The following is a 24,516-nucleotide window of genomic DNA, read 5'->3' as shown; positions in this document are numbered from 1 at the left end:
TGTCATCGCCCGCGCAGTGTTTAGCCCGGAGACATGGCTGACACCTGTTCGGACACATCACTGACAGGTTGGCCATTGGTCAAGTCGATCGATGCGACCTGCCAGCTGGCGAAGAAGATTCCGTAGTGGCCGTCACGATCCAGCGGCCGGATGGCAAGGCGTTCGCGGGCGAAGGCCTGGGGAACTTTCCAGAAGTGTCCCTTGAAGGAGATGTAGGGTCTTGTCGATGAGACCCTGCGCACGATCTCGCCGCTGTCGTATTCGACGTTCGGAACGCGGGCCGGCATGGGGCGAGCACTTGGCCGGAAGCGATCGGCAGGGACCTGCATATCGAGGCCTTGGTGAGGCCGCTCCAGATTGTAGACCGGCCGCCAGGCGTCGAAGGCGCGCTGGACTTCCGGGAGAGTTCGGAAGCGGCGCATTGCAAACACCTCGGCCTTCAGGGTGCGATGGAAGCGTTCGTTCTTGCCGCGGGCCTGTGGGTGGCATGGCCTTGCGTGCACCACCCTGACGCCAAGCTTGAGCAGCCACACCTTCAGTCCGGTCCAACGAATGCCGGACGTATCGCCCCAGGGTGAGCCATTGTCGGTGTAGAAGGCCTCCGGCAGGCCATAGCAGCGGAACGTCGTCGACAGGTGATTCTGCACGGTGAGGCGCTGCTCGTCGGCACATGCCTTCAGGCACAGCACGTAGCGCGAGTGATCGTCGACGATCGTTAGCGGATGGCACCGCGTCCCATTGGCGAGCGGCAGGTGACCCTTGAAGTCCATCTGCCACAGCAGGTTGGGAGCTTCCTTCTCGAACCGGTGGCCCGGATTGGGCGGCGCATTCTCACTCGGTTTGATCCGGTCGTTCCGACACAGGATCTGGTGCACCGTTGATGGCACAGGCACCGTCTGCCCGCCCCGCTTCAGGCAATGGGCAATCTTCCGTGCTCCCCAAGCCGGATGCTTGTCGCGTACAGCCAGGACTTCTGCCTCGACCGCAGCCTCACTCCGCTTGGGCATCGCATGCGGGCGCCGGGAACAGTCGGCCAGCTCCCGATCGCCGGCCTGCCAGCGCGCCAGCCACTTGTAGCCGACGTCAGGACTGATGTTGAACCGACGGCACAGTTCGCGCCGGTTGGCGCCCTCCTGCAAAGCCAGCCGCACAAACTCGTGGCGCTGATCCATCACTGACACCTCGCTCCAAGGCATGGACGGCCTCCCGAATCGGACCAATCCAGCCAATGTTGATGTGTCAGCTATGTCTCCGAACACCCGTCAGTGATCTGTCCGGGCTAAACAGCAGGCGGGCGATCCAGTATTCCAGAAACGGTTGTGATTGAATGAGAGGCCGCGGCGTACTGGATGCCCCGGTCAAGGCCGGGGCATGACAGCGGAATACGCCGTGCCGCTACGCCTTCTTCGCTGCCAGCGCGTCCGCGACCGCCGTACGGATGTCGGCCACCGAGAACGGCTTGGTCACGACGTCATGCACCAGCGCATTCAAATTCGAGGCGCGCTCGCGCTGGTCGGCAAAGCCGGTCATCAGCAAAATGGTCAGGTCGGGGAAATCGCGCGCGGCGGAGAGCGCCAGCGCGATGCCGTCCATCACCGGCATCTGGATGTCGGTGAGCAGGAGATCGAACGCGCCGTTCTCGCGGGTCAGGATTTCCAGCGCCTCGGCGCCGTCCTGCGCGGTGACGGTCTCGTGGCCGTCCATGGCGATAGCGCGCGCAACCAGCTGGCGCATCGAGTCCTCGTCGTCGGCGATCAGGATTTTCGGCATGAGACCAACCTTGAGACCAATCTTGGGACCAGCCTCCCGTGCGGGATATGCAAAATCGATTATACGCTGCCGCCGGCAATGTCGCGCCGGTTGAAGAAGCGAACGTCGATATTGCGACCCTCCGGCGGCGGCGAGGCCAGGCGCGAGCGGAAGAAGGCGCGCTCACCCGGCTGCAGCACGGTCTGCTCCAGCACGGTGTTCCAGGCGTAGATTTCCGCTCCCTGCGCGTCGCGCACCGCAAAGCGCAGCCGCGGGATATCGAGCGGCTTCTTGCTTTGACCCACGATCACGCCCTCGATCACCAGCACCTGCTTACCGTCCACGGTCTCGCTGGAGAGCTTGACGTCCTTGAACGCCAGCCCGCGCAAATTAACTTCGAGTCCGACCATCTTGTAGAACGCCGCCGTCTGCGGCAGCAGTCGGACCATGTCGCCGCGCCAGATGACCAGCGCCAGCACCAGCGCGCCCATGGCGGCGCAGGCGGTCGGCAGACCGAAATGGGATTTTCGCGGAGCCTCGGTGGGGGCCTGACGCCTCACCCGCGCCCCGCGGCGGCTGAACAGGCTGCGGAACCAAGACTGGTGCTGCGCGCCGACGACGTCATCCTCGGCGGCGCGGGCCGCCGCTGACCATTCGTCCTCGGTCGCCTGGGCGTCCTCGGCCGGCCAGTCGCTGGCGATCGAGGGGCTGTCGACGACAGGCGTGTCAGCGGCGCCGTCGTCCCTGGCGTAGGAGTTCCACTGATCGGCGAGGTCGGACTGGTCGTCGGCCTGGCTGGCGGCCGCCATGGCCGGGACGGACGCCTCCTCGATGGCATCCTCGGCATAGGCGACCCAGGTCTCCTTGCAGCGGGAGCAGCGGACCGTTCGTCCGTTCGCCCCCAGGCTCGCGGGCTTGATGGCGTAGGATGTCGTACAATGGGGGCAGACGATATGCATGGACACGAGCCTTGATGCACGGACTGGTCTTGACGATGCTTCGGTCGCGGAGAACCGGGCATCCCAGATGCTACAGAGCGACCGTTAACGAACCGGAAACCATAACGGTCGCAAAACCCGTTGATCGCGTGTGGCGGAGCGCAGCAGCGCGGCCCGCGCCCCCTCTCGAACGGAGCTGAGCTTGGTTCGGTTCGAAAATGTCGGATTGCGTTACGGACTGGGGCCGGAGATTCTGCGCGACCTCAGTTTCGAGATTCCGGCGCATTCCTTCCAGTTTCTCACCGGCCCGTCCGGCGCCGGCAAGACCTCGCTGCTGCGTTTGCTGTTCCTGTCGCACCGGCCGACGCGCGGCCTCGTCAACCTGTTCGGCCACGACATCTCGCAGCTCGGCAAGGACGAGATCGCGGATTTGCGCAAGCGCATCGGAATCGTGCTCCAGGACTTCCGCCTGCTCGACCACATGACGACCTATGAGAACGTCGCCTTGCCGTTCCGCGTCATGGGCCGCAGCGAGTCGAGCTATCGCAAGGAGGTGATCGACCTGTTGCGCTGGGTCGGCCTCGGTGACCGCATGGACGCGCTGCCGCCGATCCTGTCCGGCGGCGAGAAGCAGCGCGCGGCGATCGCGCGCGCCGTGATCTCGCGGCCGCAACTCCTGCTCGCCGACGAGCCGACCGGCAGCGTCGATCCGACGCTCGGCCGCCGGCTGCTGAGGCTGTTCATCGAGCTCAACAAATCAGGCACCGCCGTCATCATCGCCACCCACGACATCGGCCTGATGGACCAGTACGAGGCGCGACGCTTCGTGCTGCACCAGGGGCGGCTGCACGTCTATGAGTAGGCCCGACGACCGCGGCGTGCTGGTAGATCTCGGACAGGAGCGTCCGCAGCTTCCGCCCAAGGCGCGCAACATGTCGCCGATCGTGCCGCGCGCCTCGATCCACGGCCGCGCGCTGGTTGCCGTCGTCGCCATCATGACCTTCCTCGCCTCGATGACCACGGGCACGGTGCTGCTCGTCAGTGCCTCCGCCGCGGAATGGCAGTCGGACGTTGCAAGCGAAATCACCATCCAGGTCCGCCCGCAGACCGGCCGCGATCTCGATCGCGACACGGCGGCAGTGACGGAGGCCATCCGCGCGCAGGCCGGCATCATCGAGGTCAAGCCGTTCACCAAGGACGAGAGCGGCAAGCTGCTCGAGCCCTGGCTCGGCACCGGCCTGTCGATGGACGATTTGCCGGTGCCGCGGATGATCATCGCGCGCGTGCAGCCCGGCACGCCGCTCGATCTCGGCGCCTTGCGCGCGCGCGTGACCCAGGCCGCCCCAAGCGCCAGCGTCGACGATCACCGCGCCTGGATCGAGCGGATGCGCTCGATGACCAACGCCACCGTGCTCGCCGGCATCGGTATCCTCGCCCTCGTCATCATCGCGACCATCATCTCGGTCTCGTTCGCGACCCGCGGCGCCATGGCGGCGAACCAACCGATCGTCGAGGTCCTGCATTTCGTCGGTGCCGGCGACCGTTACATCGCCAACCGCTTCCTGCGTCACTTCCTCAGGCTGGGCCTGGAGGGTGGCGTGATCGGCGGCGGCGCCGCCATGCTGGTGTTCGGCTTCTCCGAGTCGATCGCCGGCTGGTTTTCCGGGACCCCCGTCGGCGACCAGTTCGCAGCTCTGCTCGGCACCTTTTCGCTGCGGCCGTCGGGCTACATCGTGCTCGCGGTGCAGGCGGTGCTGATCGGCGCCATCACCGCGGTTGCTTCGCGCCAGACGCTGTTCGCGACGCTGAATGATGTCGATTGAGCCCGATAAACCGGACTCCACTTCGCCTCAAAACGTCCTAAAATCATCCGGGGAAGGGATCACCGACATCATATGACCTTGCCGACCGACGATCGATCGCCGAAATTGCCGCGCGGCTGGCTGCGCGCGGCATTGGTATCGACGATCGCGTTCGTCTTCGTCGGCGCGGCGGCGGGCTTCATCGCCTTCCTGGCGCAATTGCGCGGCGCCGAGATCGCGCCGGACCGCAAGGCGGACGGCATCGTGGTCCTGACCGGCGGCTCCTCGCGGGTGTCGGATGCGATGGAGCTCCTGGCGGCCGGCTACGGCAAGCGGCTCCTGATCTCCGGCGTGCACCCGACCTCGACGGCGAGCGACATTTCCCGGACGCTGCCGGAGAACCAGTCCTTCATGCATTGCTGTGTCGATCTCGACCGCACTGCGGTCTCGACCCGCGGCAACGCGGCGGAAGCGCGGCGCTGGGCCGAGGGGCGCGGCTTCAGATCGCTGATCGTCGTCACCTCGAACTATCACATGCCGCGCGCGCTGGTGGAGTTCTCGCATGCGATGCCCGAGACCACGCTGATCCCGTTCGCGGTGGTCGGCGAAAAATGGCGTGAGGAGCCGTGGTGGACCTCGGCCTCCACCTTGCGGCTGCTCTTGTCCGAATACGTCAAGTACATCGCCGCCGAGCTGAGGGTGCGGCTGGAGGATTTCGGGATTGACCTTTCCCCCGAGATGTCGGAGCAGCCTGCTGGCGTGGCGCCGAAGCGGCCCGCCACGGCACAGGCCAATTGATCGGACCATCGATGTTTTTGATTTTCCTGCGCTCGCTCCTGTTCAACGTGCTGTTCTACGCCGTGCTCGTATGCCTCGCGATCGTGGCGCTGCCGACCTTCGCATTGCCGCCGCGCGCCATGCTGACGATCGCGCAATGGTGGGCGAAGGCGACGCTGTTCCTGATGCGCGTGATCTGCAACATCAAGGTCGAATTCCGTGGGCTGGAGAAGATTCCGGCAGGGCCACTGGTGATCGCGGCGAAGCATCAGTCGTTCTGGGAGACGTTCGTGCTGCCGGGCTTCTTCAACCGTCCGATCTTCATCCTCAAGCGTCAGCTCATGCAGATCCCGGTCTTCGGCCAGTTCCTGGTCAAGACCGGAATGATCGCGATCGACCGCAAGGCCGGCGTGAAGGCGCTGCTGGACATGACGCGGCGGGCGCGCGACGCGGTGCGCGCAGGCGGGCAGCTCGTGATCTTTCCGGAAGGCACACGCCGGGCGCCCGGCGCCGCGCCCGATTACAAGACCGGCTTTGCGCAGATCTATTCGTCCTGCGGCGTGCGGTGCCTGCCGATCGCGCTCAATTCCGGCCTGTTCTGGCCGCGCCGCACCTTCATGCGCTATCCCGGCACGCTGGTGGTCGAGTTCCTCGATCCGCTGCCATCAGGCCTTCCGAAAGACGAGTTTCTCTCGCGCGTGCAAACCGCCATCGAAGACGCGACCGGCCGCCTCGTCGAAGCGGGCCGGAAAGAGCAGGAGCAGTTGATCGGCTCGTCGCCGAGCTACGCGCCGTCGCAGAGCTAGCGGTTCTCTCGATCTTCTGCGGGAGCCGGCGCGTGCAGCGAATGCGCATCACCGTGCAGCATGGTCGCGAGCTGATGCAATTGCGTGTCGCGAAAACCTTCGGCCTCGATCGCCTTCACCGTTGCCGTCACGTAGTCGCGGTTGGCGCCGGACTGGCCATGACCCTGGACGACATGGCGATGCTGGTCGGCGAGCGACAGCCGGCCGGCATACTGGACGTGGCCGCGATCGACGACATAGGCGAGCGCGGAGACGCGCTGTCGCGCATCGTTCTCAAGCCACACCGAGCGCATCACCTCGCGATAGACGGAGGTGACCTGCTCGCGCGCCCGCAGATAGGCGACGACGTCGGCGCGGTCCTTCTCGGCGACGCGAAAAGCAATGCCGCGGCAGGCGCCGCCGCGGTCGAGCCCGAGCACCAGGCCCGGCTGCTCCGGCGTGCCGCGATGCACGAAGGAATAGACGCACAGCGCGCGGTGCTCGCCGACCAGCCGCGCCGGGACGCGTTCCCTGAATTCGAAGCCCGGCCGCCACATGAGCGAGCCATAGCCGAACACCCAGAGGTCGCCCTTGGCTGTGGTGACGGAGGGGAGGGTGATTTCCGACATTTCGGGCACGGCTACCAGAACGACGCCCCCAAGCGAAGCGAATTCTCGGCCTTTCGGCGCGGCCGAACCCCGCTTACATTTGACAAAATCTGGGGTCAAAGGGTCGCCGCATGTCAGATATGACCGTTGCCACAGGCCGCCGCCCCCGTTGGGGCCTTTTCATCGCCCCCATTATCCTCCTGATCCTCGCCGTCGCGTGGAGCTGTTTCTGGTTCTATGCGGCCTCGCAGGCCGAAATCGCCGCAGACGCCTGGCGGGCGCAGGAGGCCAAGTCCGGCCGCATCTATGATTGCGCCAAGCGCTCGATCGCCGGCTTCCCGTTCCGCTTCGAGGTCCAGTGCTCCGGCGCCAGCGTCGCCCTGGTGTCGCAGAACGCCAGCAAGACGCCGTTCACGGCGAAGCTCGACAACATCCTGGTCGTCGCCCAGGTCTACGATCCCAAGCGCGTCATCGCCGAATTCTCCGCGCCGGCGACGCTCACCGACGGCGTCACGCAAAACACCTTCGTGGTGAATTGGAGCAAGGGCCGCAGCAGCGTGTTCGGCCTGCCGGCGGTGCCGGATCGCGCCTCCATCGTGTTCGACGATCCCGTCATCAATCGTCTCGACGGCAGCGTGCAGGTGCCGCTCGCGCGCGCCAAGCAGGTCGAGCTGCACGGTCGCCTCGCAGACGGGTCGCGGTCGGATCATCCTGTGATCGAGACCGTGCTGCACGTCGCGCAGGGCAGCATCCAGGGCGTTCATCCCTTGCTCGCCGAGCCGTTCGAGGCGGATACGCGTGCGAAGATCACGGGCCTCTCCGACCTCACCCCAAAGCCGTGGCCGCAACGCTTCCGCGAGATCCAGGCCGCCGGCGGTCACATCGAGATCGTGCAGTCGCGCGTCCAGCAGGGCGAGATGATCGCGGTTGCGGCCGGCACGCTCGGCCTCTCGGCCAATGGCCGACTCGACGGCGAATTGCAGATGACCGTGACCGGCCTCGAGCGCGTGATCCCGGCGCTCGGCATCGAGAAGATGCTGGAGGAGGGGGTGCCGCAGGCAACCCTCGACCGCGTTGCGCCGGGCGTGAAGTCGCAGGACCTCAACAATCTGTTCGGCGCCCTCGACCGCGCCGTTCCCGGCCTCGGCAAGGTCATCAAGCAGAACGCCAATGCCGGCGTTGCGGCCGGCATCAATTCGATCGGCACCGAGAGCACGCTTGAAGGCAAGAAGGCGAGGAGCTTCCCGCTGAAGTTCGTCGACGGTGCCGTGCTGCTCGGCCCGGTCAAGGTCGGGCAGATCCCGCCGCTGTATTGATCCCCGTCATTGCGAGCGAAGCGAAGCAATCCAGACTTTCTCTTCCTCTTCGGAAACAGTCTGGATTGCTTCGTCGCTACGCTCCTCGCAATGACGAAGGCGAGAGGGGTGCTACGGCTTCTTGCCGAGCTGCGCATGCGGCCGGCCGAAATCCGGCGCTGCCGAATCCTGGCCGATCTCGACGATGCCGCGGCGGATGGCGCGCGTGCGCGTGAAGTGGTCGAACAGCGCCTCGCCGTCGCCGCGCCGGATCGCGCGGGTGAGCTTGGCGAGATCCTCGGTGAAGGTGCCGAGCATCTCCAGCACGGCTTCCTTGTTGGCGAGGAAGACGTCGCGCCACATCGTCGGGTCGGACGCTGCGATGCGGGTGAAGTCGCGGAAGCCGCCGGCCGAGAACTTGATGACCTCGGACTCCGTCACCTGCGCCAGCTCGTCGGCGGTGCCGACGATGGTGTAGGCGATCAGATGCGGCAGGTGGCTGGTGATCGCGAGCACGAGATCATGATGATCCGGCGTCATGATCTCGACCTTGGCGCCCATCGCCGCCCAGAACGCGCGCAGACGATCGGTGGCCGCCGCATCGACGCCTTCCGGCGGCGTCAGGATGCACCAGCGGTTGATGAAGAGCTCGGCGAAACCGGAATCGGGACCCGAATGCTCGGTGCCGGCGACGGGATGCGCGGGCACGAAATGAATGGTCTTCGGCAGATGCGGCGCCATGTCCCTGACGATCGCGCCCTTGACCGAGCCGACGTCGGAGACGATCGCGCCCGGCTTGAGATGCGCAGCGATCTCCTGCGCCACCGGCCCGCAGGCGCCGACGGGAATGCAGAGGATGACGAGATCGGCATCCTTCACCGCTTCCGCATTGGTCGCCACGACCTGGTCGACGATGCCGAGCTCCAGCACCCGCGCGCGCGTCTTCTCCGAGCGCGCGGTGGTGACGATCTCGGAGGCCAAGCCCTGGAGCTTCGCAGCGCGCGCGATCGAGCCGCCGATCAGGCCGAAGCCGATCAGCGCAACGCGCTGGAAGTGCGGTGTGGTGCTCATTTGCCGGCCATGAAGTCGCGCAGGCCCTCGACGACGAGGCGGTTGGCCTCCTCGGTGCCGATGGTCATGCGCAGCGAATGCGGCAGGCGGTAGTTCTTCAGCGCGCGCAACACCAGCCCGCGCTTGGTAAGATACGCGTCGGCCTCGTCCGCGGTCTTGCCATTTTCCGGGAAGTGGATCAGCACGAAATTGGCGACGCCGGGCGTCACCTTCAGTCCGAGCTTGCCGATCTCCTCGGAGAGCCAGTTGCGCCAGGTCTCGGTGAACTGCTTCGACATCGCCTGGTGCGCAGTGTCCTCGATCGCTGCGACCGCGGCATACATCGCCGGTGTCGACACGTTGAAGGGACCGCGGATGCGGTTGACCGCGTCGATGATGTGCTCCGGACCGAACATCCAGCCGACGCGCAGCGCGGCGAGGCCGTGGATCTTGGAGAAGGTGTGCGTCACCACGGTGTTCTCGGTGGTGGCGACGAGCTCGATCCCCATCTCGTAGTCGTTGCGCGAGACGTAATCGGAATAGGCGGCATCGAGCACCAGCAGCACGTGCGACGGCAGGCCGGCGCGCAGCCGCTTGACCTCGTCGAACGGCACATAGGTGCCGGTCGGATTGTTGGGATTGGCGAGCCAGACCAGCTTTGTCTTCGGCGTCACCGCCTTGAGGATGGCGTCGACATTGCAGGTGAGGTTGGTCTCCTGCGCGACCACGTTCTTGGCGCCGACCGCCATGGTCGCGATCGGGTAGACCAGGAAGCCGTGCGTGGTCGAGATCGCCTCGTCGCCGTGGCTGAGATAGGTGTGGGCGAGCAGATTGAGGATCTCGTCCGAGCCGGCGCCGCAGATGATGCGGTTGGGGTCGAGCCCGAAAGAGCGCCCGATCGCTTCGCGCAGCACGCGCGAGGTTCCTTCCGGATAGTCTTCCAGATGCGCCGCCACGTTCCTGAACGCCTCGATCGCCTTGGGCGAGGGCCCGAACGGCGTCTCGTTGGCCGAGAGCTTGAACACCTTGCGGCCCGGCTCAGCCACCGGGCTCTTGCCGGGCGTGTAGGGCGCAATATCGAGAATGCCGGGATTCGGCACGGGGCGGGACATCTTCAACTCCGGAAGTAGCTTTAGGCGGTTCGCGATCTACGATTTCGACCCGGTCGAGGGCACCGTATAGCGCGTTGCGTGGCTGCCGACGAGGGCCGTGGAGCGCACCGAGGCCCCCGCTTCGATCAGGGCAGCCTTGATCTTGTCGATGCTGGTCGCGCTCGTGACCGAGACCAGCAGCGCTGCGCCGTCGAAGGCGGTATCGGGCACTGCCACGATCTCGGCGAGCGGCGACAGCGCCCGCGCGACCTCGGCGTTCCACCCGGACACGCGCACGCTGAAGGTCTCGACCTCCGTCACCACGGCGCTGTCGGCGACGCGGGAGATCGCGAACACCGGCAGCGCGGCCGGATGGTCGGCGCGCTCGACGAAGGGCATCCGCGCGATGATCTTCGGTGCGCCGTCCGCTTCCAGCTCCAGCCACCATGGCGTGCGGCTCGAGGTCGCCGAGACCAGCGCCAGATCGCCCTTGGACTTCGCCACCGCTTCGACCGCGGCCTGCGCGCTGAAATGCGCGACGTAAGGCACCGTGAAGCCGAAATGGAAGCGCACGGAATCGCGCATCGCCGGCTCGCTCACCGAGATGTCGGCATGCACGGAGAACGGCGCTTGGACGTAAGTGAACGTCGAGATGATGACGCGCCAGATGCTCTCGACCGTGTCGAGCGGCAGGATGCCGCGATGACGCTGGACGATGTCACGCATCATGGCGGCCTCGCGCGCCGGGCGGAACGCCGAGCCGACCTCCTGGGTCTGCTTTACCTGGATCAGGCGGTCGATGATGTCGCCGCGCTGCATCAGGAGACGATGCATGCCCTCGTCGATCGCGTCGATCTCCTTGCGCAATTCCTGGAGCGATGGTGGCGCGGGCGGACGGTGGGACATATCTGACTGGACTGTTGAGAGGCGTTCCAATGCGGATCGGCCAGGCAAGCTGGTAGGTTCGGATCCGCTGCGATCGATATCCTGATTAGGCAGTCGGGGCGGCGAAAGCAAAGAGAAATGACGTCCTTTTGGGCTGATGTGACAGAGACGAATTTGGCTAATCCGGACCGCGACTTGACGAAAACCGCCCAAGACAGTAGGTTTTGCCTGTTCCGTGGTCATTTGAGCCGGCCGGCTTGCAGCCACGTTAAAAAACTCGCTAAACAGGCCGGGGACCCTTTCGATCCCGGCCGAACCTATCGTTCAGGCCGGGTTTTTCATGGCCTGATGTCACTGCGATCGAACGTCTGATCGCAAACGAGGGCGATGTCAGAGATGGGTGGCGTCAAGTCTGTGCCGAGTCCCGCGATCAGTGCCGACGACCGGTCGCATGAGGCGGATCATCCGAATTCGCAGGTCGCGCAGTTCGGCGCCGAGCAGCCGCTGCGGCTCGATTGCGGCATCGATCTCACCCCGTTCCAGATCGCCTACCAGACCTATGGCGAGCTCAACGCTGATCGCTCCAACGCGGTGCTGATCTGCCATGCGCTGACCGGCGATCAGCATGTCGCCAACGTGCATCCCGTCACCGGCAAGTCGGGTTGGTGGGAGACGCTGGTCGGTCCCGGCCGACCTCTTGATCCTCAGCACTACTTCATCATTTGCGCCAACGTGATCGGCGGCTGCATGGGCTCGACCGGGCCGGCCTCGATCAATCCCGCGACCGGCAAGGTGTGGGGCCTGGATTTCCCCGTCATCACCATTCCCGACATGGTGCGCGCGCAGGCGATGCTGATCGACCGGCTCGGCATCGACACGTTGTTCGCGGTGGTCGGCGGCTCGATGGGCGGCATGCAGGTGCTGCAATGGACCGCGGCCTATCCCAAGCGCGTGTACTCCGCGCTGGCGATTGCCTGTTCGACACGGCACTCGGCGCAGAACATCGCCTTCCACGAGCTCGGCCGCCAGGCCGTGATGGCCGATCCCGACTGGCACAACGGCCGCTACACGGATCAGGGCATCCATCCGCATCGCGGACTTGCGGTGGCACGGATGGCCGCGCACATCACTTATCTCTCCGACGCCGCGCTGCATCGCAAGTTCGGCCGCCGCATGCAGGACCGCGAGCTGCCGACGTTCTCGTTCGACGCCGACTTCCAGGTCGAGAGCTATCTGCGCTACCAGGGCTCGTCCTTCGTCGAGCGGTTCGACGCCAACTCCTATCTCTATCTGACCCGTGCGATGGACTATTTCGACATCGCCGGCGACCATGGCGGCGTGCTGGCGAAGGCGTTCGCGGGCATCGAGACGCGCTTCTGCGTGGTCTCCTTCACCAGCGACTGGCTGTTCCCGACCGCGGAATCGCGCGCACTGGTGCATGCGCTGAACGCGTCGAGCGCGCGGGTGTCGTTCGCCGAGATCGAGACCGATCGCGGCCATGACGCCTTCCTGCTCGACGTGCCAGAATTCTTCGATATCGCCCGTGCTTTCCTGCAATCGGCAGGGAAGGCGCGCGGGCTCACCGGCAGGATTGACTGACAAGGACGGCTAGCGATGTCTGTGCAGGAAGTGCTGCCGCTGGGCGGCGTTGCGACGGAGCAGTCAGGCCAGTTTCGCGCCGATCATCTGCTGGTCGCCGAGATGGTCAAGCCCGGCTCGAAAGTGCTCGACGTCGGCTGCGGCGAGGGCGATTTGCTCCAGCTTCTGGAGACCCGCGGCATCGACGGGCGCGGCATCGAGCTGTCGCGCGAGGGCGTCAATCGCTGCGTCGCCAAGGGCCTCGCGGTGGTGCAGGGCGATGCCGACACCGATCTCGTCAATTATCCCGACGACGCCTTCGATTACGTCATCCTGTCGCAGACGCTGCAGGCGACGCGGCAGCCGCGGGTCGTGCTGGAGAATCTGCTGCGCATCGGCCGCCGCGCCATCGTGTCGTTCCCGAATTTCGGCTTCTGGAAGATGCGGCTCCAGCTCCTGGTCGGCGGCCACATGCCGCGCACCGAGAATCTGCCGGCGACCTGGTACGACACCGCCAACATCCATTTCTGCACCATCAAGGATTTCGTCGAGCTCTGCGACGCGATCGACGTCAAGATGGAGCGCGCCGAGGCGCTGGATCTCTACGGCCGTCCATTGCGGCTGCGGTTGCCGTGGTGGGTGTGGAACATGTTCGGCGAGCAGGGTGTGTTCTTGCTCACGCGCGGGCAGGGGAAGTAGCTGCCGTCATTCCGGGCCTGCGCCTGTCGGCGCATCCCGGAATGACAGCGGCTGGCAGTCTAATGCGCCGCCAGCGACCGCGGATCGCGCACCGGCCAGCGCCCGGCTTCCACCAGCGTCACGAACCGCTCCACGCTCTCGTTGAACAGCGCGGGCTCTTCGAGATTGAGCACGTGGCCGGATTTCGGAAACATCGCGAGGCCCGCCGCGGGCAGGTGCTTCTTCAGGAACAGGCTTGCTCCGACGCAGGGATCGTCTTCGTCGCCGCAGATGATCAGCGCCGGTGTCGCTACGCCTCTGATCGCGTCGGTCATCGCAAAGATCGATGGCCTGCCGCCCTGGAAGCCGCGCATCGTGTTCGCGGAGCCCTTGGCATCGTGGCGCGCCAGTGCGGCGTAGAAATCGGCATGGCCGCGCGGATCCTTGACCAGGAAGGGAATCCGGCTCGGCGCCTCGCGCGTGACCTTTGCGACCTCGGCGGAGCCGAGCGTCTCGAACTGCTCGGCGTTGGCGCGGCACTGCTTGCGCCAGTTGTCGAGATTCTCGATCTCCGATCCTGAGCCCACGCCGGCCAGCGTCATCGACAGCGCGCGCTGCGGCGCGTTCAACCCGATCTGGAGTGACGAATAGGCGCCCATCGACAGGCCGACGAGATGCGCGCGCTCGATCTTGAGATGATCGAGTACCGCGAGCGCGTCGGTGTAGAAATGCTTGTAGGTGTAGACCTCGCCATCAGGCACGTCCGACGGCGTGTAGCCGCGCGCGGAATAGGTGATGCAGCGATGGCTGCGCGAGAAGTAGCGCATCTGCGGCTCCCAATTGGTGTAGTCGGCCGCGAACTCATGCAGAAAAATAATCGGCGTTCCCTGACCCGCTTCTTCGAAATAGATGCGGACGTCGTCTCTGGTCGTGGCGTGGGGCATTAACTGTTTCCCTCTCTTCAAGCCGCCTTTGGAGAATTGCAGTTAACGTTGTTGTCCGCAATGCGGCAGCCTCAAGCCAGCACCGGCACAAAATCATCGCAGCTATTCGCGGGCGTGGCGTCTTTTTCTCGCCACATCCGGCGGCTTAACGGCCAGACGGATGCCGGCCATCGCACGGGCCGATTGGGGAAGTGGGGTGTCAAGAAGGATGAAGTATGTTGGAGTTGTTTGCGTCTCGCCTGTCGCGTTGTGTTGTCGCGCTGGCGATTTTCTTCGCGGCGGTTGCCGCGTTCGTTTCTCCGGCCTCAGCGCGGCCGCATCATCGTCATAGCGCAGAGCGGCACGCTTACGTGCATCACGCCAGACATCATCATTACCGTCATTATCGCCACCATGCCCGCAGCTCGCGCTTCGAGCGCGGCGCGGCGCAGTTGCAGGCGAGCGGCTTCGCCGACACCCAGGCGAGCTACAATCCGAACGCCAATGTCGGCGGCATGGCCAACAACGGAATGACCAATCCTGGAATGGCCAATAGCGGTGGCGGCTTCGGCGGCGGATCCGGCCTCGTGTCCGAGGCGCGTCGCTATATCGGCGGCAATCCGACCGGGCGCGGCAGCCTGTGGTGCGCGCGCTTCATGAACATGGTGCTGCAGCACACCGGCCATCAGGGCACCGGCTCCGACATGGCGAGCTCGTTCGCGCGCTACGGCACGCGTGTCTCCGGTCCGCAGGTCGGCGCCATCGCGGTCATGTCGCGCGGTCGCCGGGGCGGCCATGTCGGCATCATCACCGGCGTGGACGCGCAGGGCAATCCGATCATGATTTCCGGCAACAACGGCAATCGTGTTCGCGAGGCGCCGGTCTCGCGCGGCCGGATCTATGCGTATGTGATGCCGAACTGACGACGGAGCCGTAGGGTGGGCAAAGGCGCGCAAGCGTCGTGCCCACCGGCGGTGCAACGGAGTTAGATGGACCGGAGTGGTGGGCACGCTTTCGCTTTGCCCACACTACGGCAGCGGCGGACGGCTCACACCAGCTTCGGCGCTTCCACCGCGATCGCGTCACCGACGCCGATCTCGCCATCGGCGATGACCTCGGCATAGATGCCGCAATCCATGTGGCCGAGATTGCGCGACAGCGTCGGCGGTATCTCGAGATCGCGCTGCGCGGTCTTGGGATCGACGTTGACCGCCGGGCAGCGGACGATGCGCTTGACCACCTTGAGCCGGGCCTCGCCGATCGCCAGCGTCTCGCCGACGAGCTCGAGCTCGGACCAGGCCGGCCAGCCCTTCACGTAGAGATTGGCGCGGAAGCGCAGCGGATTGACTGCGGCGCCGCCGAGCATGGTCTCGATCGCCCGGACACTGCCGAGGTTGATGATCGACACGACCTTGCGGGCGACGTCGGAAAAGCTGTGGTCGCGGCCGGACAGAACTTTTGGCGGGCCCTTCAGCTCCGGCTGAAAATTCTCCGTGAAATAATCCTCGATGGCGGCGCGCCCGGCAGTGGTCTCGAGGTTCCCGCTGGCGACGATCTGGCCGTCCTTGCGGATGGTCAGGCGGTTGGTCGCGTCCTCGAACCGGCTGTCGAGGGACGCCAGCCGCTCATTGCGTGCCAACATCAGGAACTGGATTTTCGGCTTCCAGGCCGGCGCCTCCGGATCGAAGCCGCTCGGTCCGTTCTCGATGGCGTAGCGGCGGTCGGCGGGCAGGGTCTGGCCGGTCCGCAGGGGGACCCGGGGCAGGGATTCCGGCGTCAGGCCTTTGATCGGGTAACGGTAAAGGCCGGTGATTTCGGCGGTCTGGCTGGCTGTCATGTCGCTACTTAAGGGATTCGACCTGCTGGCGCCAAGCAGGCGGACCCGTGCACGAAATTGTGAACGCGCCTCTTCCGATCCGAGGCCAAGCTTCCCACATCTGGGTCAGGCCGGCGCCAGCGCCGGCTGATAACGACCGCTGCCGGTTGAGGAACGTCAACGCGTCCAGCGGAAACCCAATGAAGATGCCGTTTGGAGTGCCTTAGAGGGCTCCAGGGGCAGGCCGAGGGAAAGAAAAGACATGAACATCGACAAGTACACCGAACGCTCCAGGGGCTTCGTTCAGTCCGCGCAATCGCTTGCGGTACGCGAGGGGCATCAGCAGTTTTCGACCCTGCACGTCCTGAAGGTTCTGCTGGACGACAATGAGGGCCTCGCTGCCGGGCTGATCGACCGCGCCGGCGGCAATTCCCGCGCCATCCTGAAGGCGACCGAGGACGCCCTCAACAAGGTGCCGAAGGTCTCCGGCGGCGGCGCCGGCCAGATCTATCTGGCGCCCGAGCTCGCCCGCACTTTCGACGCCGCCGAAAAGGCCGGCGAGAAGGCCGGCGACAGCTTTGTCACCGTCGAGCGGCTGCTGCTCGGCCTTGCGCTGGAAAAGACCAGCGAGGCCGGCACGATCCTGGCCAAGGGCGGCGTCACCCCGCAAAATCTCAATGCTGCGATCGAGGCGCTGCGCAAGGGCCGCACGGCGGACTCCGCGACCGCCGAGAACGCCTATGACGCGCTGAAGAAATATGCCCGCGACCTGACCCAGGCTGCGCGCGACGGCAAGCTCGACCCGGTCATCGGCCGCGACGAGGAGATCCGCCGCACCATCCAGGTGCTGTCGCGCCGGACCAAGAACAATCCCGTGCTGATCGGTGAGCCCGGCGTCGGCAAGACCGCCATCGCCGAGGGCCTCGCGCTGCGCATCGTCAACGGCGACGTGCCCGAGACCCTCCAGGACAAGAAGCTGCTCTCGCTCGATCTCGGCGCGCTGATTGCGGGTGCGAAGTACCGCGGCGAGTTCGAGGAGCGGCTGAAGGCCGTGCTCCAGGAAGTCACCGCGAGCGAGGGCAATTTCATCCTGTTCATCGACGAGATGCATACGCTGATCGGCGCCGGCAAGGGTGACGGCGCGATGGACGCATCCAACCTGCTCAAGCCCGCGCTCGCGCGCGGCGAGCTGCACTGCATCGGCGCCACCACGCTCGACGAGTACCGCAAGCACGTCGAAAAGGATGCGGCGCTGGCGCGGCGCTTCCAGCCGATCTTCGTCAGCGAGCCCTCCGTCGAGGACACCATCTCGATCCTCCGCGGGTTGAAAGATAAGTACGAGCAGCACCATGGCGTGCGGATCACCGATTCCGCGCTCGTGGCGGCGACGACGCTGTCCAACCGCTACATCACCGACCGCTTCCTGCCGGACAAGGCGATCGACCTCATGGACGAGGCGGCCGCGCGGCTGAAGATGCAGGTCGATTCCAAGCCGGAAGAGCTGGATTCGCTCGACCGCGAGATCATCCGGCTCAAGATCGAGCAGGAAGCTCTCAAGAAGGAGAGCGATCTCGGCTCCAAGACCCGTCTCGAGGGGCTTCAGAAGGAGCTCATCGAACTCGAAGAGAAATCCGCGGCCCTGACGTCGCGCTGGAGCGCGGAGAAGAACAAGCTCTCCAACGCCCAGAAGCTGAAGTCAGAGCTGGACGCGCTGCGTGTCGATCTCGCCGACGCACAGCGACGCGGCGAATTCCAGAAGGCCGGCGAGCTGGCCTATGGCCGGATCCCGCAGCTCGAGAAGCAGCTCGCGGACATCGAGGCGCGTGAGGGCTCCGGCGATATGATGGAGGAGGCGGTCACCGCCAACCACATCGCGCAGGTGGTGTCGCGCTGGACCGGCGTGCCCGTCGACAAGATGCTGGAGGGCGAGAAGGAGAAGCTCCTGAAGATGGAGGAGCAGCTCGGCAAGCGCGTCGTCGGCCAGGCCGAGGCCGTGCGTGCGGTCGCGACCGCCGTGCGCCGCTCGCGTGCGGGCCTGCAGGACCCGAACCGGCCGACCGGCTCGTTCATGTTCCTGGGGCCGACCGGCGTCGGCAAGACCGAGCTGACCAAGGCGCTGGCGGAGTACCTGTTCAACGACGAGACCGCGATGGTCCGCCTCGACATGTCCGAGTACATGGAGAAGCACTCGGTCTCGCGGCTGATCGGTGCGCCTCCCGGCTATGTCGGCTATGACGAGGGCGGCGCGCTCACCGAAGCGGTGCGGCGCCGGCCCTATCAGGTGGTGCTGTTCGACGAGATCGAGAAGGCGCATCCTGACGTCTTCAACGTCCTGTTGCAGGTGCTCGACGACGGCCGCCTGACCGATGGCCAGGGTCGCACCGTCGATTTCCGCAACACGCTGATCATCATGACCTCGAACCTCGGTTCGGAGTATTTGGTGAATCAACCGGAGGGCGAAGACACCTCAGCGGTGCGTGAACAGGTGATGGGAATGGTGCGTGGGCATTTCCGGCCCGAGTTCCTGAACCGTGTCGACGAGATCATCCTGTTCCACCGCCTGCAGAGGAGCGAGATGGGCCGGATCGTCGAGATCCAGTTCGCCCGGCTGCAAAAGCTCCTGACCGATCGCAAGATCGTGCTGACGCTCGATGCCGCCGGCCGCGACTGGCTCGCTGCCAAAGGCTGGGATCCCGCCTACGGCGCAAGGCCGCTGAAGCGGGTGGTCCAGCGCTACGTGCAGGATCCGCTCGCCGAAATGATTCTGGCTGGCGATATCAGGGACGGCGACACGGTCGCGATCTCCGCCGCAGGCAACGTGCTGACCTTCAACGGCAACGCGCCGCAGACCGCGGAGATCGCCCAGTTCGAGGCGCCGGTGTCGAAGCGGAAATTGAACTGATCGTCGCGCTCACTGCAAAACGAAAAATCGCCCCGGAGAGGCCAACTCTCCGGGGCGAATTGCTTTGACGAGGTTCGCTCTAGTTGACCGCGGATGTTGAGCCGGGTTCGGCTGGACCTTGCTCGTCGCTGTCCTCATCGAGCTCCGACAGGATGTCGACAAGCTCGCGCACGCGTCCGTGCGCCAGCGGGCGCAAATCATTGATCATCGGCTCGTCATTGGCGAGCCAGGCCTGGGCTTCGGCGAGTTCCTCGACCGTCGCGCCGGTTCCGATGATCTGGGCGATGGTGACTTCGTCGGCTCGATCCACGGTCTTGACGACATCGTCGCGTGAGAGGCGCCGCATGGGGATCCTCCTGTTGGTCGGCTTCCGTCAGCATTTAACCGGGAAACGCGTGTGCCGGTTCCACCGGGCTGGTTTCCTCCGCGCTACTTCCTGGTGACCTTGTAGATCGCGTTCTCGATATCGGAGGAGAAGTAGATGACGCCGGAGGCGCCGATGGCGACGCCAGTCGGGATGTTGCTGGGCAGGCCCCCGGGTGCGCCCATCAGCCCGATCGGAAGATTGGCAGCGATCTCGGTGACCTTGCCGCTGTCCGGCGCGATCTCGATTAGTCGCCTGGCGCCCACTTCCGCCACGATCAGCCTGCCGTCGCTCCCGCGCGCGATGCCTTGATGCCGCTTTGGCAAACGAAACTTGACGTTGTAACGCCGTGAAACGACGTCGCATCCAGATCATGTTTTCCAGAGATGTCCGGTCGATTTCGGCCGGTTAGGGATCAGCGGTTGGTGACCTGCAACGGGCCGCCGGTTGCGTCCGAAATGCGGGCGATGGCGCCGTTGCGGCCGCTCATCATGGCGTCGAGCCGGTCGCGTTCCTTCTCGAAGCCCGCGAGCACCGTGCCTTCCAGCGAACGGCCGCGCGGCAGTTTCACGCGCAGCGGATCGACGAAGCGGCCGTTGACCAGGATTTCGTAGTGGACGTGAGGGCCGGTCGACTGGCCGGTCGAACCGACGAAGCCGATCACCTGACCCTGCCGCACCTTCTTGCCGATCTCCATGCCCTTGGCGAAGGCCGACATGTGGCCGTAGGCGGTCTCGTAGCCGTTGGAGTGCTTGATGCGGATATATTTGCCGTAGCCGCCTTCGGGGCCGACCTTCTCGAGCACGCCGTTGCCGGAAGCGAAGATCGGCGTGCCGTAGGAGGTGGCCCAGTCAACGCCGGTGTGCATCTTCACATAGCCCAGGATCGGATGGCGGCGGCCGCCGAAGCCGGAGCGCATGATCGCGTTGTTGACGGGCTTCCTGACCAGGAATTTTTTCGCGCTCTTGCCGGTCTCGTCATAGTAGTCGACGACGCCGTCGTCGGGGCTCTGGTAGCGGTAGTATTTCTTGGTCTCGCCGCCGACCGTGAGGGAGGCGAACAGCACGTCGTTCTTTTCGTTCGACGTCGTGCCCTCTTCTTCGCCGGCGTAGAACACGTCGAATGAATCGCCCGGCGCGACCTTGCGCTGGAAATCGACGTCGTAGGAGTAGATCTTGATCATGTCCTCGATGACCGGCATCGGGACTTTGTTGCGCATCGCGGTCTCGTAGATGCTCTGGTAGAGCCGCACGCCGGTGCCGTCATCGTCGTCATCGTCGTCGCTGTTGGCGCTGGCCGCGGCATCGGCGACGGTGTTCATGCTGGAGACGTCGACCGCGACGTATTTGCCGAGATCGGACAGCGCCGCGATCGCCTCGACCATGGTGTCGTTTGCAACCACGACGCGATAGGGTTGGAGGCGGGCGCCGGGGCTTGCGGGCGCCATCAGGATGCGGAGCTTTTCGCCTTCCTTCAGGCCGCCGTCGCGGCCGCGCGGACCGAGCGTCGCGGTGATCGCCTTGATCTCCTCGGCCGTCGCGCCGAGATCGCGCAGGACGGAGCCGACGCTGTCGCCCTTCTTGACCACGTGGACGCGTTCGCCGTTGGGATTGCCGCCGGTGATCTGCTCCTTGGTCTTCGGCAGCAGCGTGACGTTTTCCGGCACCACGCGCGTCTCGAAGCCGGCATAGGGATCGGACGCCGACGCTTCGGTGGCGTAGGCCATCTTCATGTCGGAGGGGCCGGTCGCGCCGGAGACGTCGGCGGTGGCATTGGCGAGCGAGGCGTAGCGCACCCCGCCATTGCCGCGCCAGTTGGCGGCGTCGCGCACCCGCATCAGGATGTCGTCGAGCGCCACCACGGCGGAAATCTTGGCCTTCGGCAGCACCGGCGACAGGTCCTTGGTGACGAAGGAGACTTCGGCATCGGGCTCGACGGCTTCGGGATTGTTCGGATCTTCCGCCGCGGTCTTCGGATCGGAGCCGACATCGGTGAGCAGGCGCTGGGCGTTGAACGGCGGGATTTTCGCCGACAGATCGCTCGTCGTCATCGACAGATTGCCGGCGATCCGGACGAACGGGCGCACTCGCATCACGTCGCGGTTGCCGACGCGGGCGACGGTGGAGACGCGCACGATGTTGCGCGAGGCCGTGGATTCGTTCGGCGGCGGCAGGCGGTCGCTCTTGTGCAGCGTGGCGGCGCGATCGGCCGCGCCGAATGCGCCGCGCAGCGCGCCTTCGACGCGCTCAGGCACCTTGGCGAAGGTCATCTCACCGTCGAGAGAAGCGAAAACGGCGCCGCCGATCAGGGCTGCGCCGCAGAGTCCGGTCAGAATTGTCCCGCTGAACCATTGCACGGAAACGCGGCGGCGATCGATGACGGCGGCCTCGGAACCATCGACGGACAGCGGCGGCTCGTGGCCGAGATCGATGATCCCGGTCTCACGCCCGTAAGCGCCGCGCGACGTCCTGTGGTTCAAACCAAGTCCCCCAATCAACGACCCAAGATGCCTGCTTTCGAACCCTTCCTGGCCGCCCTCTTGAAGGGGGATCGCCGGAAAAGGCAAGCCGCACAGGCGCCCGCGCTCAGAAGGCCCTCGATGGGGCCGGCCGAAATTACGAACAGCTGGACGGGTAAAGGTCTCTCGATGTCTCTCGAATGTCGAAGGAAGGCCGCGTCATCTGCAAGATGCCTTCCTCTGACCCCATGAAAATCGCCGGCAGCCCCCACTGGCATCCCGCGATTCAAGCTTGTCTGTACCAGAACGCCGCGGGATTGTGGCTCTAGTACGGCGCCTAATATGGAAAAAGTTTCCTGAACGGCCGGGCGCAAGAAGCCCGTCTGGCCGGGTCCGGGGGACTAGGTTTGGCCTGGGGTGGAGCTCGGTCCAGCCTTGGATGGGGCTCGTCTGCCATGGACGAGGGCTCGGTCCGGCCTGGATGGGCCTCCGCCTGTCCGGCCCCGGGGGCGTCTGGAAGGACGCAGGGGGAGGGTGCCTGGAGAGGCGTCCAAAGCCCCCTCCGGAGCCGGCCGGCGGGCAAACTTTTTTCGAGATTTTTTGCGGTGCAGCTTTGATCCGGCCACTGGCGGCCCTTCTAATTGACTGGAATCGCGGGATTTTTTTTCGATGATCCACCGTGCGACGATTTGTTGACAATGGGCGTTGACAATCCCGGGCGGGGGGGCCTATAACCCGACCACTGAGCGCGGCGCCGCCGGGTCACTGACCGAGGCGAGCGAACGCGCCACTGATGCTCCTCACCTTGTTGAGTGACACAACAGTCGACGTAAGTCGATTGGAGTTCATTCATCGTCGGTAAGGGTGTCGGAACCCTTCCACTCTGGAAGGTTGGGGCCTCGTGGTCCCGGGCTGTTTGACAAGTGAAGATGAAGAAAGAGAAACGTGGACGGCGGAGTCCTTGCGCCTCTCGGACACTGAAGAGCTTCGGCTTTTGAGTTCTGAGAGGGGACGAAAGACTTCGGCGGTACACGTTTTAAAGGAAACACCATCGCTGCCAGCGATGTGAATCGCGGGCAGCTCGGCGACTTCGGTTGTCGAAATAATGGTGGGACCTCGTCAAACGTTGTGATCAGCCGGTTCAAAGTTCAAGTCCAACTTGAGAGTTTGATCCTGGCTCAGAGCGAACGCTGGCGGCAGGCTTAACACATGCAAGTCGAGCGGGCGTAGCAATACGTCAGCGGCAGACGGGTGAGTAACGCGTGGGAACGTACCTTTTGGTTCGGAACAACACAGGGAAACTTGTGCTAATACCGGATAAGCCCTTACGGGGAAAGATTTATCGCCGAAAGATCGGCCCGCGTCTGATTAGCTAGTTGGTGAGGTAATGGCTCACCAAGGCGACGATCAGTAGCTGGTCTGAGAGGATGATCAGCCACATTGGGACTGAGACACGGCCCAAACTCCTACGGGAGGCAGCAGTGGGGAATATTGGACAATGGGGGCAACCCTGATCCAGCCATGCCGCGTGAGTGATGAAGGCCCTAGGGTTGTAAAGCTCTTTTGTGCGGGAAGATAATGACGGTACCGCAAGAATAAGCCCCGGCTAACTTCGTGCCAGCAGCCGCGGTAATACGAAGGGGGCTAGCGTTGCTCGGAATCACTGGGCGTAAAGGGTGCGTAGGCGGGTCTTTAAGTCAGGGGTGAAATCCTGGAGCTCAACTCCAGAACTGCCTTTGATACTGAAGATCTTGAGTTCGGGAGAGGTGAGTGGAACTGCGAGTGTAGAGGTGAAATTCGTAGATATTCGCAAGAACACCAGTGGCGAAGGCGGCTCACTGGCCCGATACTGACGCTGAGGCACGAAAGCGTGGGGAGCAAACAGGATTAGATACCCTGGTAGTCCACGCCGTAAACGATGAATGCCAGCCGTTAGTGGGTTTACTCACTAGTGGCGCAGCTAACGCTTTAAGCATTCCGCCTGGGGAGTACGGTCGCAAGATTAAAACTCAAAGGAATTGACGGGGGCCCGCACAAGCGGTGGAGCATGTGGTTTAATTCGACGCAACGCGCAGAACCTTACCAGCCCTTGACATGTCCAGGACCGGTCGCAGAGATGTGACCTTCTCTTCGGAGCCTGGAACACAGGTGCTGCATGGCTGTCGTCAGCTCGTGTCGTGAGATGTTGGGTTAAGTCCCGCAACGAGCGCAACCCCCGTCCTTAGTTGCTACCATTTAGTTGAGCACTCTAAGGAGACTGCCGGTGATAAGCCGCGAGGAAGGTGGGGATGACGTCAAGTCCTCATGGCCCTTACGGGCTGGGCTACACACGTGCTACAATGGCGGTGACAATGGGATGCTAAGGGGCGACCCTTCGCAAATCTCAAAAAGCCGTCTCAGTTCGGATTGGGCTCTGCAACTCGAGCCCATGAAGTTGGAATCGCTAGTAATCGTGGATCAGCACGCCACGGTGAATACGTTCCCGGGCCTTGTACACACCGCCCGTCACACCATGGGAGTTGGTTTTACCTGAAGACGGTGCGCTAACCAGCAATGGAGGCAGCCGGCCACGGTAGGGTCAGCGACTGGGGTGAAGTCGTAACAAGGTAGCCGTAGGGGAACCTGCGGCTGGATCACCTCCTTTCTAAGGATGGTTCTTCAGAAGCTTGCTTCTATCGAACCGTTTTAGAAACATCAGTGGCCAACGATCGTCAGGATTGTTGAGCTGCATTGGCGGGATTTCGCCGTCTTCGTTTCTCTTTCTTCGCGGACGAACACGCGCTGGGGCTGCAGGCTTGCAGAATCCCTGGTCCTTGA

At 64.5% G+C, this 24,516-nt stretch carries 20 protein-coding genes, 1 rRNA gene, 1 pseudogene and 1 riboswitch; of the genes and pseudogenes, 10 read left to right on the top strand and 12 right to left on the bottom strand.

From position 1 onward, the window contains the following. Nucleotides 1-20: 20 nt before the first annotated feature. The 3 genes from AB7245_RS41465 to AB7245_RS41455 all read right to left on the bottom strand — a co-directional run bounded on the left by AB7245_RS41465 (nucleotide 21) and on the right by AB7245_RS41455 (nucleotide 2,708). Entirely contained in the window at nucleotides 21-1,196 is a 1,176-nt protein-coding gene (locus AB7245_RS41465; RefSeq protein WP_085398134.1) for an IS481 family transposase, read from the bottom strand. 199 nt (nucleotides 1,197-1,395) lie between these two features. Beyond that, nucleotides 1,396-1,770 carry a response regulator gene (locus AB7245_RS41460; protein ID WP_028147294.1) on the bottom strand — a complete coding sequence of 125 codons (375 nt, stop codon included), beginning with the start codon at nucleotides 1,768-1,770 and terminating at the stop codon, nucleotides 1,396-1,398. 59 nt (nucleotides 1,771-1,829) lie between these two features. Then, a complete protein-coding gene (locus AB7245_RS41455; protein WP_085401938.1) occupies nucleotides 1,830-2,708 on the bottom strand; it encodes an MJ0042-type zinc finger domain-containing protein in 879 nt (292 codons plus the stop codon). Nucleotides 2,709-2,889: 181 nt separating this feature from the next. On the opposite strand from AB7245_RS41455, the gene ftsE reads away from it, so the two are divergent. The 4 genes from ftsE to AB7245_RS41435 all read left to right on the top strand — a co-directional run bounded on the left by ftsE (nucleotide 2,890) and on the right by AB7245_RS41435 (nucleotide 6,072). Beyond that, nucleotides 2,890-3,549, top strand: coding sequence for a cell division ATP-binding protein FtsE (ftsE, locus tag AB7245_RS41450; RefSeq protein ID WP_014491659.1), 660 nt, complete (start codon nucleotides 2,890-2,892; stop codon nucleotides 3,547-3,549). Continuing rightward, a complete protein-coding gene (locus AB7245_RS41445; RefSeq protein WP_063985782.1) occupies nucleotides 3,542-4,510 on the top strand; it encodes a cell division protein FtsX in 969 nt (322 codons plus the stop codon). Before ftsE ends, AB7245_RS41445 begins: the two co-directional genes overlap by 8 nt. A gap of 72 nt (nucleotides 4,511-4,582) precedes the next feature. After that, the gene (locus tag AB7245_RS41440; RefSeq protein ID WP_085401939.1) at nucleotides 4,583-5,287 is read left to right on the top strand and encodes a YdcF family protein; all 705 of its coding nucleotides are present in this window, start codon (nucleotides 4,583-4,585) and stop codon (nucleotides 5,285-5,287) included. An 11-nt stretch (nucleotides 5,288-5,298) separates the two neighbouring features. Beyond that, entirely contained in the window at nucleotides 5,299-6,072 is a 774-nt protein-coding gene (locus tag AB7245_RS41435) for a lysophospholipid acyltransferase family protein (protein ID WP_085401940.1), read from the top strand. On the opposite strand, the gene AB7245_RS41430 is transcribed toward AB7245_RS41435, so the two are convergent. Next, the gene (locus AB7245_RS41430) at nucleotides 6,069-6,680 is read right to left on the bottom strand and encodes a gamma-glutamylcyclotransferase (protein WP_028147288.1); all 612 of its coding nucleotides are present in this window, start codon (nucleotides 6,678-6,680) and stop codon (nucleotides 6,069-6,071) included. The two genes, AB7245_RS41435 and AB7245_RS41430, sit on opposite strands and share 4 nt — an antisense overlap. Nucleotides 6,681-6,790: 110 nt before the next feature. Here AB7245_RS41430 and AB7245_RS41425 point away from each other — a divergent pair, with 110 nt between their 5' ends. Continuing rightward, the gene (locus AB7245_RS41425; protein WP_085401941.1) at nucleotides 6,791-7,975 is read left to right on the top strand and encodes a DUF2125 domain-containing protein; all 1,185 of its coding nucleotides are present in this window, start codon (nucleotides 6,791-6,793) and stop codon (nucleotides 7,973-7,975) included. Nucleotides 7,976-8,086: 111 nt separating this feature from the next. Here the strand turns inward: AB7245_RS41425 and AB7245_RS41420 are convergent, their stop codons facing one another. Genes AB7245_RS41420 through AB7245_RS41410 form a run of 3 tightly spaced genes read right to left on the bottom strand, consistent with a single transcriptional unit; the run spans nucleotide 8,087 to nucleotide 11,001 of the window. After that, nucleotides 8,087-9,025, bottom strand: coding sequence for a prephenate/arogenate dehydrogenase family protein (locus AB7245_RS41420; RefSeq protein WP_014491665.1), 939 nt, complete (start codon nucleotides 9,023-9,025; stop codon nucleotides 8,087-8,089). Then, nucleotides 9,022-10,116, bottom strand: a complete 1,095-nt coding sequence (locus AB7245_RS41415; RefSeq protein WP_063986730.1) for a pyridoxal phosphate-dependent aminotransferase — start codon at nucleotides 10,114-10,116, stop codon at nucleotides 9,022-9,024. Before AB7245_RS41415 ends, AB7245_RS41420 begins: the two co-directional genes overlap by 4 nt. A 36-nt stretch (nucleotides 10,117-10,152) precedes the next feature. Continuing rightward, entirely contained in the window at nucleotides 10,153-11,001 is an 849-nt protein-coding gene (locus tag AB7245_RS41410; protein WP_085401942.1) for a chorismate mutase, read from the bottom strand. A gap of 204 nt (nucleotides 11,002-11,205) precedes the next feature. Then, a riboswitch (SAM riboswitch) is annotated at nucleotides 11,206-11,285 on the top strand. A gap of 91 nt (nucleotides 11,286-11,376) precedes the next feature. On the opposite strand from AB7245_RS41410, the gene metX reads away from it, so the two are divergent. Beyond that, on the top strand, nucleotides 11,377-12,579 hold the full coding sequence (gene metX / locus AB7245_RS41405) for a homoserine O-acetyltransferase MetX (protein WP_085401943.1): 1,203 nt from the start codon (nucleotides 11,377-11,379) through the stop codon (nucleotides 12,577-12,579). A gap of 15 nt (nucleotides 12,580-12,594) precedes the next feature. Continuing rightward, nucleotides 12,595-13,257, top strand: coding sequence for a methionine biosynthesis protein MetW (gene metW, locus AB7245_RS41400; protein WP_014491669.1), 663 nt, complete (start codon nucleotides 12,595-12,597; stop codon nucleotides 13,255-13,257). Nucleotides 13,258-13,316: 59 nt separating this feature from the next. Here metW and AB7245_RS41395 read toward each other — a convergent pair whose 3' ends face one another. Then, a complete protein-coding gene (locus AB7245_RS41395; protein ID WP_085401944.1) occupies nucleotides 13,317-14,180 on the bottom strand; it encodes an alpha/beta fold hydrolase in 864 nt (287 codons plus the stop codon). Between the two features lie 215 nt (nucleotides 14,181-14,395). On the opposite strand from AB7245_RS41395, the gene AB7245_RS41390 reads away from it, so the two are divergent. Further along, nucleotides 14,396-15,082, top strand: coding sequence for an NlpC/P60 family protein (locus AB7245_RS41390; protein WP_063985774.1), 687 nt, complete (start codon nucleotides 14,396-14,398; stop codon nucleotides 15,080-15,082). Between the two features lie 125 nt (nucleotides 15,083-15,207). Here AB7245_RS41390 and AB7245_RS41385 read toward each other — a convergent pair whose 3' ends face one another. Continuing rightward, nucleotides 15,208-15,996, bottom strand: a complete 789-nt coding sequence (locus tag AB7245_RS41385) for an MOSC domain-containing protein (protein ID WP_085401945.1) — start codon at nucleotides 15,994-15,996, stop codon at nucleotides 15,208-15,210. Between the two features lie 241 nt (nucleotides 15,997-16,237). On the opposite strand from AB7245_RS41385, the gene clpB reads away from it, so the two are divergent. Beyond that, nucleotides 16,238-18,877 carry an ATP-dependent chaperone ClpB gene (gene clpB / locus AB7245_RS41380; protein ID WP_085401946.1) on the top strand — a complete coding sequence of 880 codons (2,640 nt, stop codon included), beginning with the start codon at nucleotides 16,238-16,240 and terminating at the stop codon, nucleotides 18,875-18,877. Between the two features lie 79 nt (nucleotides 18,878-18,956). On the opposite strand, the gene AB7245_RS41375 is transcribed toward clpB, so the two are convergent. From AB7245_RS41375 to AB7245_RS41365, 3 genes and pseudogenes are all read right to left on the bottom strand, one after another. Then, complete coding sequence (locus AB7245_RS41375; protein ID WP_071909352.1) at nucleotides 18,957-19,223, bottom strand: hypothetical protein; 267 nt, start codon at nucleotides 19,221-19,223, stop codon at nucleotides 18,957-18,959. Between the two features lie 83 nt (nucleotides 19,224-19,306). Further along, a pseudogene (locus AB7245_RS41370) lies at nucleotides 19,307-19,561 on the bottom strand (hypothetical protein); the annotation flags it as partial. A 95-nt stretch (nucleotides 19,562-19,656) separates the two neighbouring features. After that, a complete protein-coding gene (locus AB7245_RS41365) occupies nucleotides 19,657-21,720 on the bottom strand; it encodes a M23 family metallopeptidase (RefSeq protein WP_085401948.1) in 2,064 nt (687 codons plus the stop codon). 1,134 nt (nucleotides 21,721-22,854) lie between these two features. On the opposite strand from AB7245_RS41365, the gene AB7245_RS41360 reads away from it, so the two are divergent. Further along, a 16S ribosomal RNA gene (locus AB7245_RS41360) occupies nucleotides 22,855-24,343 on the top strand. Nucleotides 24,344-24,516: the final 173 nt, after the last annotated feature.

Source organism: Bradyrhizobium sp. 604_D8_N2_3 (genome assembly GCF_051810765.1).
Taxonomy (GTDB): Bacteria; Pseudomonadota; Alphaproteobacteria; order Rhizobiales; family Xanthobacteraceae; genus Bradyrhizobium; species Bradyrhizobium barranii.
This window is presented reverse-complemented; position numbering and strand designations above follow the sequence as displayed.

Bases quoted from the DNA above. Each gene is read 5' to 3' on its own strand.
- AB7245_RS41430 (WP_028147288.1), bottom strand. From the start codon at position 6,680: ATGTCGGAAATCACCCTCCCCTCCGTCACCACAGCCAAGGGCGACCTC.
- AB7245_RS41390 (WP_063985774.1), top strand. From the start codon at position 14,396: ATGTTGGAGTTGTTTGCGTCTCGCCTGTCGCGTTGTGTTGTCGCGCTG.
- AB7245_RS41445 (WP_063985782.1), top strand. From the start codon at position 3,542: ATGAGTAGGCCCGACGACCGCGGCGTGCTGGTAGATCTCGGACAGGAG.
- AB7245_RS41415 (WP_063986730.1), bottom strand. From the start codon at position 10,116: ATGTCCCGCCCCGTGCCGAATCCCGGCATTCTCGATATTGCGCCCTAC.
- AB7245_RS41440 (WP_085401939.1), top strand. From the start codon at position 4,583: ATGACCTTGCCGACCGACGATCGATCGCCGAAATTGCCGCGCGGCTGG.
- AB7245_RS41395 (WP_085401944.1), bottom strand. From the start codon at position 14,180: ATGCCCCACGCCACGACCAGAGACGACGTCCGCATCTATTTCGAAGAA.
- AB7245_RS41460 (WP_028147294.1), bottom strand. From the start codon at position 1,770: ATGCCGAAAATCCTGATCGCCGACGACGAGGACTCGATGCGCCAGCTG.
- clpB (WP_085401946.1), top strand. From the start codon at position 16,238: ATGAACATCGACAAGTACACCGAACGCTCCAGGGGCTTCGTTCAGTCC.
- metX (WP_085401943.1), top strand. From the start codon at position 11,377: ATGGGTGGCGTCAAGTCTGTGCCGAGTCCCGCGATCAGTGCCGACGAC.
- metW (WP_014491669.1), top strand. From the start codon at position 12,595: ATGTCTGTGCAGGAAGTGCTGCCGCTGGGCGGCGTTGCGACGGAGCAG.
- AB7245_RS41385 (WP_085401945.1), bottom strand. From the start codon at position 15,996: ATGACAGCCAGCCAGACCGCCGAAATCACCGGCCTTTACCGTTACCCG.
- AB7245_RS41425 (WP_085401941.1), top strand. From the start codon at position 6,791: ATGTCAGATATGACCGTTGCCACAGGCCGCCGCCCCCGTTGGGGCCTT.
- AB7245_RS41465 (WP_085398134.1), bottom strand. From the start codon at position 1,196: ATGCCTTGGAGCGAGGTGTCAGTGATGGATCAGCGCCACGAGTTTGTG.
- AB7245_RS41375 (WP_071909352.1), bottom strand. From the start codon at position 19,223: ATGCGGCGCCTCTCACGCGACGATGTCGTCAAGACCGTGGATCGAGCC.
- AB7245_RS41455 (WP_085401938.1), bottom strand. From the start codon at position 2,708: ATGCATATCGTCTGCCCCCATTGTACGACATCCTACGCCATCAAGCCC.
- AB7245_RS41420 (WP_014491665.1), bottom strand. From the start codon at position 9,025: ATGAGCACCACACCGCACTTCCAGCGCGTTGCGCTGATCGGCTTCGGC.
- AB7245_RS41410 (WP_085401942.1), bottom strand. From the start codon at position 11,001: ATGTCCCACCGTCCGCCCGCGCCACCATCGCTCCAGGAATTGCGCAAG.
- AB7245_RS41435 (WP_085401940.1), top strand. From the start codon at position 5,299: ATGTTTTTGATTTTCCTGCGCTCGCTCCTGTTCAACGTGCTGTTCTAC.